The organism is Pseudomonas ceruminis (assembly GCF_021602025.1).
GTDB lineage: Bacteria > Pseudomonadota > Gammaproteobacteria > Pseudomonadales > Pseudomonadaceae > Aquipseudomonas > Aquipseudomonas ceruminis.
Genome location: NZ_BQHW01000005.1, coordinates 142,544 through 156,335, shown reverse-complemented (window position 1 = coordinate 156,335; position 13,792 = coordinate 142,544). Strand labels below are relative to the sequence as shown.

At 63.5% G+C, this 13,792-nt stretch carries 7 protein-coding genes; 1 reads left to right on the top strand and 6 read right to left on the bottom strand.

Going from position 1 to position 13,792, the window contains the following annotated elements:
* Positions 1–109 precede the first annotated feature (109 nt).
* The 4 genes from mdoH to pip all read right to left on the bottom strand — a co-directional run bounded on the left by mdoH (position 110) and on the right by pip (position 6,084).
* On the bottom strand, positions 110–2,683 hold the full coding sequence (mdoH, locus tag L6D80_RS08210; RefSeq protein ID WP_054900349.1) for a glucans biosynthesis glucosyltransferase MdoH: 2,574 nt from the start codon (positions 2,681–2,683) through the stop codon (positions 110–112).
* Positions 2,676–4,415, bottom strand: a complete 1,740-nt coding sequence (locus L6D80_RS08205; RefSeq protein WP_218187068.1) for a glucan biosynthesis protein G — start codon at positions 4,413–4,415, stop codon at positions 2,676–2,678. Before L6D80_RS08205 ends, mdoH begins: the two co-directional genes overlap by 8 nt.
* Positions 4,416–4,678: 263 nt before the next feature.
* Entirely contained in the window at positions 4,679–5,116 is a 438-nt protein-coding gene (gene dtd / locus L6D80_RS08200; RefSeq protein ID WP_176512576.1) for a D-aminoacyl-tRNA deacylase, read from the bottom strand.
* Positions 5,113–6,084 carry a prolyl aminopeptidase gene (pip, locus tag L6D80_RS08195; RefSeq protein ID WP_054900352.1) on the bottom strand — a complete coding sequence of 324 codons (972 nt, stop codon included), beginning with the start codon at positions 6,082–6,084 and terminating at the stop codon, positions 5,113–5,115. Before pip ends, dtd begins: the two co-directional genes overlap by 4 nt.
* A 146-nt stretch (positions 6,085–6,230) precedes the next feature.
* Here pip and L6D80_RS08190 point away from each other — a divergent pair, with 146 nt between their 5' ends.
* A complete protein-coding gene (locus tag L6D80_RS08190) occupies positions 6,231–11,729 on the top strand; it encodes an NEL-type E3 ubiquitin ligase domain-containing protein (protein ID WP_176512577.1) in 5,499 nt (1,832 codons plus the stop codon).
* A gap of 3 nt (positions 11,730–11,732) precedes the next feature.
* Here the strand turns inward: L6D80_RS08190 and hutG are convergent, their stop codons facing one another.
* A complete protein-coding gene (gene hutG, locus L6D80_RS08185) occupies positions 11,733–12,536 on the bottom strand; it encodes an N-formylglutamate deformylase (protein ID WP_176512578.1) in 804 nt (267 codons plus the stop codon).
* Positions 12,537–12,546: 10 nt separating this feature from the next.
* Positions 12,547–13,752, bottom strand: coding sequence for an imidazolonepropionase (gene hutI / locus L6D80_RS08180; RefSeq protein ID WP_176512579.1), 1,206 nt, complete (start codon positions 13,750–13,752; stop codon positions 12,547–12,549).
* Between the last annotated feature and the right edge of the window lie 40 nt (positions 13,753–13,792).

The following is a 13,792-nucleotide window of genomic DNA, read 5'->3' as shown; positions in this document are numbered from 1 at the left end:
CCTAGAGCCAGGGGGGACTTTGTTGGCCAAAATCCGTAGGTGATCAGGGCGATGGGGTAGCCCCCATTCGCCGGCGAGCCGGCGAATGGGCTGCAAACCCAGGGGTCGATCAGGCGCCGACGAGTGCCGGTTGGCCTTCATTCTCCGGGTGCAGCGGCAACAGCGGCGAATGCGGGTCGTTCTTGATCGACGCGCGCCACACGTCGATCCACGCCGCATTGTGCTCGGCCCAGACCTGCTCATGCAGGCGCGACAGGGCAACTGGGTCGCTGAGCAAGGCCAGGCGCGTGCTGAGGTCCAGCCCTTTGGGGCCAACCTCGATCGCCTTGGCCACACGCTCAGCGCGCAGCGCTTCGATCGGTGCCGCCTGGCCATGGCGGGCAGTGGCCATGGCGCAGGCCAGGGCGTTCTGCCGCGGGTCGACCACTGCCCGCACGAAGCCGTCGTGCAGGGCATGCCAGCGGTTCTCGTGGGTGTACTGGTCCGTCGCCAGCAGCTCCTGAGGCGTCGCGTATTCCTCAGGGATCAGGAACAGTTTCTCGTCCTTGGCTGCCAGGCCCAGGCGCGTGCGGCTGGAAATCACGGACACCGGGATCGACAGCACCAGTGAACCGACGATTGGCGCCAGCCACCACAGGAAGCTTGGGTTCAGCCAGGCCACCAGCGCGGCCCAGGCGAAGCCCAGCAGGGTCTGCGGGCCATGGCGGCGCACCGCTTCGCTCCACGGGGTAGAGTCGTCGTCACGCTGGGGCGAATTCCAGGTCGCCGCCCAGCCGAGGAACGCGGCCAGCACGAAGCGGGTGTGGAAAATCATCCGCACCGGGGCCAGCAACATGGAGAACAGCATCTCCATCAGCATCGACAGGGTGACCTTGATGCGCCCACCGAACTCGACTGCGCCCTTGGCCCAGATCAGGATGATACTGAGCAGCTTGGGCAGGAACAGCAGCACGATGGTGGTGGAGAACAGCGCAACGGCCTTTTCCGGGTGCCACTGCGGCCACAGCGGGTAAAGCTGATACGGCTCGATGAAATACTGCGGTTCCATCAGCGTATTGGTCGCCAGCAGTGCAGTGGACAGTACCAGGAAGAAGAACCACAGCGGCGCCGACAGGTACGACATCACGCCGGTGAGAAACACCGCACGGTGCACCGGGTGCATGCCCTTGACCAGGAACAGGCGGAAGTTCATCAGGTTGCCGTGGCACCAGCGCCGGTCACGCTTGAGTTCATCGAGCAGGTTGGGCGGCAGCTCTTCGTAGCTGCCCGGCAGGTCGTAGGCGATCCACACGCCCCAGCCGGCGCGGCGCATCAGCGCGGCTTCGACGAAGTCGTGGGAAAGGATCGCACCGGCAAACGCGCCCTTGCCCGGCAACGGCGCCAGGGCGCAGTGCTCGATGAACGGCTTCATGCGGATGATCGCGTTATGGCCCCAGTAGTGCGACTCGCCCAACTGCCAGAAGTGCAGGCCGGCGGTGAACAGCGGGCCGTATACACGGGTGGCAAACTGCTGCATGCGTGCATACAGGGTGTCCATGCCCGACGCCTTGGGGGCAGTCTGGATGATGCCGGCGTCCGGGTTGGCCTCCATCAGGCGCACCAGGCTGCTCAAGCACTCGCCGCTCATGACGCTGTCGGCGTCGAGCACGACCATGTACTTGTACTCGCCGCCCCAGCGACGGCAGAAGTCGTCGAGGTTACCGCTCTTGCGCTTGACCCGTCGGCGGCGACGGCGATAGAAGATGCGGCCGAAGCCCTTGGTCTCGCGGCACACGTCCAGCCAGGCCTGTTGCTCGGCCACGGCGATATCGGTGTCATTGGTGTCGCTGAGCACGAAGAAGTCGAAACGGTCGAGGTTGCCGCTTGCAGCGACGGACTCGAAGGTCGCCCGCAGGCCAGCGAACACCCGCGGCACGTCTTCGTTGCAGATCGGCATCACCAGCGCGGTGCGCGCTTCGGGGGCAATCGGCTCACTCCCGGCGCTGCTGCCGGAGATACGATACTTGTCACGCCCGGTGAGCAACTCCAGAAAGCCCATCAGCGCGGTCCAGAAACCCGCCGAAACCCAGCAGAAAAGAATACCGAAGAGGATCAGGATGGACGTTTGCAGGGCATAGGGCCAGACCTGCACCACGGTGTCCCAGAGCGGCTGCCTGACGACTTCGTCGAGGTCGACGAAAGACCAGCCCTGATACGGCAGGATGCCCTTCATGTACCAGCCGGCGACGATGGTCTGGCCGATCATCAAGGCCAGCAGGATGTAGCGGCGGATCGAACCGACCGTGCGCCAGCGCGCCTTGGGTAGCTCGCGCTCCACCGGCTGCGGGGCATTGGTGCGCCCGGTCATGCGCCGCCACATGCGGACCAGCACATTGGTGCGCCATGGCTCGGGCACCACGCGGGTACGCTTGATCGGTGGCGCGATCTTCAGGCACAACCGGCCACTGCCGTCGAGGCCGAGCATCTGGGCCTCTTCCAGCTCGGCGGCGCTGCCCACGGTCAGGCGCGGGCCAACCGAGGCCTGCACGGCCTCGCTGGCGTTGGCGACTGGGTTGGCCGCCAGGCGTTGGTGCAGCTCGCTGAACGACGTGCAGCTGGCGAGTTCAGCGCGCTGCTCGTCGCTCAGTGGGAGGTGGGCCAGGTACTCGCCAAGCGATTCTGGCCTTGCGCTTGAGTTACTCATCGGCAGGCAACTGATAGCTCCAGGTCTCGGTCAGCACTTTCTCGGTGGTGGCCGGGGTCCCGTTGGTGGACGCCGCATCGGCGGCAGGTTGTTCGGCCTTGGCTGGCTCCTGCGCCTTGGCAGTTTTTTCGTGCTTGGCGTGCTTGGCAGCGGGTTTTTCCTGCTTGGCTTCCTGGGCAGGCTTGGCCGCCTCGGCCGGCACGTCACGGACCAGCGCAGCGCGCATTTCGGTAGCCTTGTTGGCTTCCTTGACCTTCAGGCGCAGGGTCAGGCGCCAGCCCTTGGTCTCCGGGTTATAGCGCAGATTGTTCTCGACCACCTCGGCATTGTCGCCGACGCTGATCTGGCTACGCACGGCGGTGTCTTCCGGCAGGGCTGCCAGCGCCGGGCCGGCGAAATCGACCAGGAAGGCCACGCTGCCGTCCGGCTGACGGATCAGGTTGGACTGCTTGACGTCGCCGGTGGAGCGCAGGGTCTGCTTGACCCAGCCTAGGTCCGGCGCCTGGAACTGCTGCTCTTCGATGGTCCAGTGCAGGCGGTAGGCGTACTCGAACGGTTTGCCGGGCTCAGGCAGCTTTTCCGGGCTCCAGAAGGCAACGATGTTGTCGTTGGTCTCGTCGGCGGTCGGGATCTCGACGAGGTCGACAGTGCCTTTGCCCCAGTCGCCCTTCGGCTCGATCCAGGCGCTCGGACGCTTCTGGTAGTTGTCGTCAAGGTCTTCGTAATCGCTGAAGGCGCGCTGACGCTGCATCAGGCCGAAACCGCGCGGGTTTTCGACGCTGAAGTTGCTAACGGCCAGGTGTTTCGGGTTGTTCAGCGGGCGCCACAGCCACTCGCCATTACCGGCGTGGATCGACAGGCCTTCGGAGTCATGCAGGGCCGGACGGTAGTTCATGACCTTGGAAGGCTGGTTGGGGCCGAACAGGTACATGCTGGTCAGCGGCGCAATGCCCAGGCGGCTGACGTGATCACGCAGGAACACGCGCGATTGCACATCGACCACGGTATCGTTGCCTGGGCGCAGAATCAGCTTGTAGGCGCCGGTGGAGCGCGGCGAATCGAGCAGGGCGTAGATCACCAGGTGCTTGTCGGCCGGCTTGGGCTTTTCGACCCAGAACTCGGTAAAGCGCGGGAACTCTTCGCCCGACGGCAGCGCGGTGTCGATGGCCAGGCCACGGGCCGACAGGCCGTATACGTGCCCCTTGCCGACCACGCGGAAATAGCTGGCGCCCAGCAGGGTCATGATTTCGTCCTGCTTGTCGGCCTTGTTGATCGGGTACAGCACGCGGAAACCGGCGTAGCCCAGGTTCTTGGTGGTGTCCGCATCGTGCGGCACATCACCGAACTCGAAACGGCTCGGGTCGTACTTGATTTCCTCGACCTTGGAAGCGGTGATTTCGTTGATTTTCACCGGCGTGTCGAAATGCATGCCCTGGTGGTAGAAGGACAGCTTGAACGGCGTCTTGTCCTGGGCCCACTCGGCCTTTTCCTGCAGGAAGTGAATCTTCTGGTAATCGGCGAACTTCATGTCGCGGAATACCGCCGGCAGGTTGCTTTTTGGCGCTTCGTACTTCTGGCCGGCCAGATCCTTTGCCTTGGCTGCAACATCGTCAAGATTGAATGCCCACAGCTGGCCAGCGCTCATCAGGCCGACCAGTGCCACACTGGCCATCAGGGCCTTGCGCAGCCGCGTGCCGGGGATTCTTGATGCTTTTTGGGGACTAACAATCACGAGCAACCCTCGCCGAAAACAGATCATGAAACCAACGGCCAGCGACAAATGCCGGGTTGGCGAGCACTGTTCGGACCCCGTAAGGGCGTAATGATTCCCCAAACGGATCCAGACAATGCTCGAGTCAGAGTGAAACGAACCTGCGAACGCAGGCCCACGCAGCGCGCGATTATCCAGCAGGTCGCGTTACAACGCATCAGGCTGGACCAACTATTTATCGTACAAAACCCCTTGTTTTCCTAGAAACAAGGGGTTTTTTTACCTCAGATTTGTAACATAAATGTCACAGGGCCATCATTGACCAGGTGCACCTGCATGTCTGCACCAAAACGCCCGCTCGCCACCTCGGCGTGCTGGGCCTGGGCTTGCTGCAACAAATAGTCAAACAACTCGGCTCCCAGCGCCGGTGGCGCGGCCGTCGAAAAGCTCGGCCGCAAGCCGCTGCGCGTATCCGCCGCCAAGGTGAACTGCGACACCAGCAGCAAACCACCACCCTTGTCCTTGAGCGACAGGTTCATCTTGCCCTGCTCGTCACTGAACACCCGATAGTTGAGGAGTTTGTGCAACAACTTATCGGCATGTTCCCGCGTATCTTCAGGCTCGACCGCCACCAGCACCAGTAGCCCCTGATCAATGGCACCGACAATTTCGCCTGCCACTTCAACCCGCGCGCCTCGCACGCGCTGCAGCAGCCCCTTCATGCTTCTTCCAGGGGCAGATCGAGCAGACGCCGCGCCATCTGGTCGGCGGCACGTACCAGGGCATCGGTGATGCCCGGTTCGGACGCGGCATGGCCTGCGTCACGGATAACCTTGAGCTCGCTGTTCGGCCAAGCCTGATGCAATGCCCAGGCGTTGTCCAGCGGGCAGATCACGTCGTAGCGGCCATGCACGATCACGGCCGGCAGGTGGGCGATCTTGGGCATGTCGCGGATCAGTTGGTCGGGCTCCAGAAACGCATTGTTCATGAAATAGTGGCATTCGATACGGGCGATCGACAACGCTCGCTGCGGCTCGGAGAAACGATCGACCACCAGCGGATTGGGGCGCAGCGTGGCCGTACGGCCCTCCCAGGTCGACCACGCCTTGGCGGCATGCATCTGGGCAATCTGGTCGTTGCCGGTGAGGCGCTTGTGGAATGCCTTGACCAGGTCACCCCGCTCGTCCGCCGGGATGGGCGCGATGTAGTCCTGCCAGTAGTCGGGGAACAGGCGGCTGGCGCCCTCCTGGTAGAACCATTGGATCTCTTGCGGCCGGCACAGGAAGATGCCGCGCAGAATCAGACCATGCACCCGCTCGGGGTGGGTCTGGGCATAGGCCAGGGCCAGGGTCGAGCCCCAGGAGCCGCCGAACAGGACCCACTTGTCGATACCCAGGTGCTCGCGGATGCGCTCCAGGTCCTCGACCAGGTGCCAAGTGGTGTTGTTCTCCAGGCTTGCGTGCGGGGTGGAGCGGCCACAGCCACGCTGGTCGAAGGTGATGATGCGGTACAGGTTGGGGTCGAAGTAGCAACGGCTCTGGGCATCGCAACCCGCGCCCGGGCCGCCGTGGATGAACACCACCGGCAAACCTTCAGGCGAGCCGCTTTCATCGACATACAGCACATGCGGCGCTTCCACGGCCAGATCGTGCCGGGCGTAGGGTTTGATCTGCGGGTAGAGGGTCTGCATTGCGCACTCCGTGTGAGGATTAAGTCTGCCGTTGGGCATCATAAACCTGAATTGCGCTTTGAGCATGTGTCAGTGGTAGATCATGTTATGCACGTGCCCGGTAGCCCTTTTCATAGCATCGCAGCTCCATCAAGCGAGCGCTGCCCATGAATGACTTTTCGATCCCGCCGTCCCCGGACCATGAGGCCCACCCGCACCACCTGATTGCCGGCAAGGCGCCGGCCTGGATGCGCAATTTGCCCCCTGACACCTATCGCCACCTGCGCACGGCGGCGCGTCCCCGCGCACCGTGGTTCGAGCAGGCCTGCCTGGAGCGGCCAGCGGCCGCTCGGGCACTGGTGGCGGAATACGGCAGCTACCGACGCGCGCAGGAGCAGGCGCACACCTTGCTCGCGTCCTTGCCACCGCTGCAAGGGTTTGCCTGCGAGCAACTGACCCAGGCCATCGAACAACGCTTCGGCCTGCGCCTGGACGTGACCCGGACCTACCTGATCAATGCCAGCAAAGCCGTGGCCTATAAACGCTCTCTCACTGGCGATCCATTGGTTGACAGTCAGCGTGCGCTGAAGCTGGCCACCCAGTCGCTGTTGCACTGCGCACTGCAGAACTTCGAAGCAGCCGAGACCCACGCCGAGGGGCTGGACGTTGACACACTCACCTCCAGGGTGGTCGACAGCAACACCTTTTTGGCACTGCAACCCCTCGGCCAACCCATTGCCATGGCCGCACCGGCATTCGCAGCACTGGTGCGGGAACTGGACATCGGCGGGCAATACCAGACGATGATCGATGCCGTCTACGCACCTTCGACCACGCCCCCAGCGCCGTCCGATGCCTGGCAGGCCTTCAGCGACACGGAACACTCGGCCTTTCGCCTGCAGGTACATATGGCCTTTCTGACCAACGCCATCGACGAATCCCTTTGTCAGGCGCTGCTGAAGCTTGCCGACGATGGCCAGGCCGACTACCTGGGCAGCCCGATACGCTGTGCGTTCCTCGAGGTGTTCGGCGTAACCCTGACCGGCGCGATGGCCATAGGTGTTGTCCCTTCACCCGAGCGATTGCTGGCCTACGACGTGACGCTGCTGCCCTATAAAGAGGTGCTGATCACTTACTTGCCAGGCGCACCTGCGCCTTTGATGGTGCACACGACCAGCCATCAAGTGCAGGCCCACGTGAGCCAACAGATTTCCACCCTCCCTGTGGCTGAACTGCGGGCACTGGTGCCTGAGCGTCATCAACACGATTTCCTCGAAAAGGCCAGGCAGGAGGCTGCGCACTGGGTCGCAATAACCTTGCAGCCGCTGCGCCGGCCCTTTGTCGACGCCCTGGTGCACCAGAAGTACCAGCGGCTCAAGGACGACGCTCGCTTCCACGCCGTCCCCACCGCACTCGAAGACCAGAAGACGACCCAGAAGCGCATCAGTTACTTTTCGCAGCTGGCGTTCAACGCCATCAACGTAGGCGCGTTTTTCGTACCCGGCCTGGGCCAGTTGATGATGGGCCTGTCCGTCATCCAGCTGAGTTACGAAGTATTCGAAGGGTTCGAGAGCTGGGCCGATGGCGATCGCGATAAAGCCTTGGACGATCTTCTGGATGTGCTGGAGAACCTTGCCCTTACCGCCGCCCTGGGTGCCGCAGGCCGTGCAGCAGGCACACCGGCCAATGAAAAGATCCCGGTCGAAAGGCCGTCGTTCATCACAGAACTCAAACCCATCGAGCTGCCCGATGGCCAAACACGCCTATGGCTCCCCGACCTGCGCCCGTTCGCCCATGACATCGTGCTGCCTGCCGACCTGCAGCCGGACGAATTCGGCGTGTACCAGCACCAGGGCAAAATGTGGCTGGCACTGGAAGACCAGACCTATTCGATCCGCCAGCATCCCCAGACCAACGACTATCACCTTGAGCACCCACGCGGGCCTGAGCGTTACCAACCTCGCATGCTCCACAACGGTGCGGGTGCCTGGTTGCAGGAAGATGAACGGCCGCGCGAATGGCAAGGCTTGAAACTGTTCCGCCGCCTGGGCCATCTGACAGCCGCATTCGACGACCAGGCCGCACGGCAGATCATGCAGGTCAGCGGTACCTCGGAGGATGTGCTGCGCCGGGTGCTTGCAGAGCGCGAACCCTTACCGGCGTTGCTGCAGGACACCTTATTGCGCTTCAAGCTGGACCACGAACTGGAGCGGTCCCACCCAGAGGCGCCACCGCACACACGCGCTACCCTGTTCGAGCAGCGCTATGCAGCCAGCTTGACAGCACAGGGGCCGCGAGCCGAGCTGGTTCGCAGGGTCTACCCCACGCTCCCCAGGCCCGTGCTGGAAACACTGCTGCTCAGTGCGGACGAGGCCGAACTGCAGGCCCTGGATCACGGGAAGATTCCCGGACGGCTGGGCGAGGAAATCCGCTGTTTCCAACACCATATCCGCCTCGCTCGCGCCTACGAAGGCCTGTACCTGCGCGCGCCACGCAACTGGGACAGTGAGCGCCTCATCCTGCACACCCTGGCACAGCTTCCCGACTGGCGCGCAGACCTCCGGGTCGTGCTGGAGCAACGCCGGTTTTCGCCAGGCCAGATCGACAGCATAGGCCCACGACAAGCGGCACTGCAGCGGTCGATCATCTGTGCCAGGGCTGGCTACATCGTTGGGGACGCCGTCGACCTGGACCAGGAGCCGGTGATTCACGACACCTTGTATGACGCTCTCTACGAGGCGCTCACCCCTTCGCTGCGACAGGCGCTGGCCCTCGACCACGGCACGGCGCTCCGACAGAAAATCCAAGCCGCCCCCCTGCTTGCGCGTCAAACCCTCAGGGAAGTGCTGGGCATGCGGCCTGCACGGCCAGGTTATACCTCACCCATGCGCCTGGCCGACGGCCGTCTGGGCTACCCGCTTAGCGGCATGCGCGCCCGCAGTGGGAGCGTTTCGCGTCACAGCCTGCTCAATGTGGTGCGCCAGCTAGGCCAGACCGTGGCCTCGCCCCGCGCCGCCGAACTCATCCTTTCGGCAATGGAAAACAGCGGCATGAGCCGAAGCGCCATCCAGGCCCGGTTGCAGCAATTGAGAGCGCAGAATGCCGAGCTGCAGGACCGCTTGAACGACTGGCACCAGGCGAACCCGACCAGCCCCCCACAGCGCCAGCCGGTGCTGGATGAGGTACGTCAGGCAATACTGCAGTATTGGTACGACACAGCCTTCGCGCCCGCTATGGGCAATGCCCCGACATTGCGCCTGCAAGGCGTATCGCTGCACGAGATACCAACCCGGTTGCCTGATTTTTTTACCACAAGCGTGCGCAGTCTCGAACTGGTCGATACAGAGCCCGGGGGGTTCTTGAACTGGCGGCAACACGAGACCGGTCTGAGCGACCTGCTCCGGCAGTTTTCAGGGTTACGCGCGTTGACCATCCAGCGTGGCTACACGCCGGACAGCCCGCCTTCTGCCTTTGCGCTCAGCCTGCCGCTGATCGCCGAGCATCTGCGCGAGCTCGAATCGCTGACCCTGCTGAACCAGAACATCGCCATTTCCGCATACGATGTGACGCAACTGGCCCAACTGCCACGCCTGCGAAGGCTGGACTTGAGTGGCAACCGCCTTGCCGACCGCAACCCACCCGATTTCAGCGAGCTCGAGCTCGACTACCTTGGCCTGGAGCGCTCGCTGCTGGATCACTGGCCGATGGGCTTGAATCAGGCGGCGATGACTCGCATCCGTGAAATTTCGCTGCGCGACAACAGTATCCGCACGTTACCGGCGTTGCTGCTGGAGGAGTATCACGGCTCGCCCGACCAGGCCCACGTCTCCCTCCAGGGCAACACCCTCATCGACGAGCATGTGTTGCGTGTGCTGCTGAGTGAAGATGGCCACGCAGAGCGCCTGAGCTTGAGTGTCACGCCCAACGTTCAGGAAAGCCTCACCCATCACCTGGCTCAACGGCGCCACTTGCGTGAAGTGATCGATCAGTGGGCCAACGCCTCCGGCTCCAGCGCAGCGCCAAATCAGGCCGTGCTTGCCAGCCGGAACAGCATCGCTACGGCGCTTAACGCGTTCTGGCACGCCCAGGAACAGGGCCGGACACAAACTACGCTGCGCCTGGACAACATTGCCCTGCACCTTTTCCCCACCGAGCTGCCCGGTTTCTTCACCGAACGCGTTCGCAGCCTGGCGCTGGCACACGTCAGCGGCACCACCGCCCAACTGGAACGGGTACTCAGGCTCTTTCCTCAGTTGAGCCGCCTGACCTTAGACGACTACCTCGAGGCGCAACGTTCACTACCCTTGGCCATCACGCACCTGACCCAGTTAACCGACCTGACAATGCGCAACATGGGCTTTGTGATCGACCAGCAGGCGCTCGACAGTATCGGGCGGCTTACCCACCTGGTTTCCCTGGACCTCAGCGGTAACCGCCTCGGCGCCATCAGCGAGGCGCCAGCGACACTGCAGGGCCTGCGCAGGCTGGACCTGAACAGCACAGGGCTGACCCAGTGGCCCGACTGGGTGAACAGCTTGCTGCCCTTGGACCTGCTGGAGCTGAGCGATAACCGCTTGACCGAGCTGCCGCCGTTCATCGTTGAAAATGCTGAAAACGACTTCCCCATTTCGTCGATTTCGCTGTACGGCAACCCACTGACCAACGACTTGATCAACCGCGCGCGGACCTCCTCGACCAGCAGCTATACCTTTGCCCTGGACCTCCCGGACCACCTCCTGCCCACGGACTCCTCCGATGAAGGCTCCATCGGCAGCCACCTGCACATCCCTGTGCTGGACACCAGCGAAGATGCGCCCAACGTCGAGGACTGGCTGCACGGCACCGCTGATGAGAACCAGGCGCTCAAAGACACCTGGCAACAGCTTGACGCGGCAGGAGACGCCCAGAACCTGCTCGCCCTGGTGGGGCGCCTGCGCCGCGCCGCGCCGTATCGCAATGGGCAGAGTCGTCAGACGTTCAGCCAGCGGGTTCGCATGGTTCTGGTCAAAGCGCTCGTCAGCCCGGATAACCGCGCACTGTTCAATGCCGTGGCCCAGGAGGCACTGGTGCAGCCTGATACCGGTAACCAGACCTGCCACGATGGTGCGCTGCTGGTATTTCAGAACCTTGAACTGCTGATCGCCAACCAGGAGCTGGTGATCGAGGCCGCTGACTCGGAGGAAAACCTTTACCGCGAGCTGCGCCGCTTGTACCGCCTGCACGAGCTCGACACCATCGCGCGCCGCAGGGCCGCAGGCAGGGACGAAGCGGAGGTTCGGCTGGCCTATCGGTACCGCCTGAGCAGCGAGCTGGATCTAGGCGTGCCGCTGGATCGCATGCTCTACGAGGCAAGCGCTGATGTACACCGCAGCGAACTGGACAACGCGATCACGCAGGTGCAGAACGGCGAGCGGGGGGAGGCGTTTCTGAGCTTTGCCGCCGACAACGCGCGCTGGGTCGAGCACTTGCGTCAAGCCCATGTCGACCGCTTCGCGGCGATAGAACAGGCCTATCAGGCTGAAGTGACAGACCTGCCCGACCGGTTCCCCGGCAGCACGCTGGGAGCGCTCGAAGGCGAGTTCGAGGCGCTGGCCCGCAACAAACTGATGAAAGAACGCAACCTGATCCGCGAGCTGACCATACGGGCAGCCCCGGATCGCACGTGAACCCTACCGGCCGAACCTGAGCTGGCCCCACTCCAGGACCGTGCGCAGTAATTGCTGCAGCACGGCCTGGGTGGGGACGGCTCGGTCTTCGCGGTAACTGAAGGGTTCTTGTTCATCCATGTAGGTACTCTGGGCCAGCTCCAGTTGCACCGCGTGAACACGGTTGGCCGGGTCACCATAATGGCGGGTGATATGGCCGCCCTTGAAGCGCCCATTCAGTACATGGCTGTAGCCCTGGGCCTGGGCACATACGCCCTGTAGCCGCTCAGCCAGCTCGGGAGCGCAACTGGCGCCGTTGAAGGTGCCCAGGTTGAAGTCCGGCAGCTTGCCGTCGAACAGGTGCGGGATCTGCGAGCGGATCGAGTGAGCATCCCAGAGCAACGCATAGCCAAACTCATCACGCAGGCGCGCCAGCTCAGCCTGAAGCGTCTCGTGATAGGGCCGCCAGATTGCATCGAGGTAGGTTTTACGCGCTTCGGCAGACGGCACCTTGCCGTCCTTGAACAGTGGCTGCCCGTCGAACAGAGTGGACGGGAACAGCCCTGTGGTGGCGCCCGCGTAAAGCGGTTTGTCGTCATCCGGGCGGTTGAGGTCGATGACGAAACGCGAGTACTCGGCGGCCAGCACGCTGGCACCCAGTTCGCGGGCGAAGTCATACAGGCGCGGGATGTGCCAGTCCGTATCAGGCAGGCTGCGCGCCTGATCGACCAGGCCATCCTGCACGCTCGAAGTTAGCTTCAGGCCCGCATGGGGCATGCTGATCAGCAGAGGCAACCGGCCCTTGTGGAAATTCAATACCTTGTCCATCTCGCCTCGCTCAGTTGGAAATTTCGTGGCCCCGGCGCACCACGCGCTTGGGCAGGTCGCCACCGAGCCAATAGGCCAGGTCGGCGGGGCGTTCGATTTGCCAGGCGACGAAGTCCGCCACCTTGCCGGCCTCCAGCGAGCCGTGGCTCTCACCCAGGCCCAGGGCCGTGGCGGCATGCACCGTCACACCGGCCAGCGCTTCTTCCGGGGTCATGCGGAACAACGTGCAGCCCATGTTGAGCATCAGGCGCAGCGACAGTCCTGGCGAGGTTCCCGGGTTGAGATCACTGGCCAGGGCGATCTTCACCCCATGGCGGCGCAGGGCGTCCATCGGCGGCAACTGTGTTTCACGCAGAAAGTAGAACGCGCCCGGCAGCAGCACGGCGACGGTGCCAGCCACTGCCATGGCGACAGCGTCTTGCTCGGTCATGAACTCCAGATGGTCGGCCGACAACGCCTGGTAACGCGCCGCCAGGCTTGAGCCATGCAGCGACGACAATTGCTCGGCGTGCAGCTTCACCGGCAGGCCCAGCTCGCGGGCCTTGATGAACACCCGCTCGACTTGCGCCGGGGAGAATGCCAGGTGCTCGCAGAACGCATCCACCGCATCCACTAACCCTTCTTCCGCCAGGGCCGGCAGCATCGCGTTGCAGATGTGTGCAATGTAGTCATCTGCCCGCCCCGCATATTCCGGTGGCAACGCGTGGGCGGCCAGGCAGGTGGTGCGAACAGACAGCGGCAGTTCATCCGCCAGGCGCCGGGCCACGCGCAACATCTTGCGCTCGTTGGCCAAGTCCAGGCCATAGCCCGACTTGACCTCCAGCGTGGTCACGCCATCGCGCATCAACGCCTGAACGCGCTGGCGAGCGCTGGCGAAGAGTTCGTCTTCGCTGGCTGCACGGGTGGCCCGCACGGTACTGGCAATGCCACCGCCTTGTGCGGCGATCTCGGCATAGCTGACGCCCTGCAGGCGCTGTTCGAATTCACCGCTGCGATTGCCACCGAACACCGCATGGGTGTGGCAATCGATCAGCCCCGGGGTCACCCAGGCGCCGCCCAGGTCGACACGGCGGGCGATCTCCAACGGCGGGACATCGCTACGTGGGCCGACCCATTCGATCAACCCGGCATTGCTGATGATGGCCGCATCCTCGATGATCGAGTAGCTGCCCTGGGCCATGGTTGCCGCATGGCAGTGCTGCCAGAGGGTTCTCATTCACTGTCTCCGTAACTGGCGAAGGCGCCGCGGTGTCGGG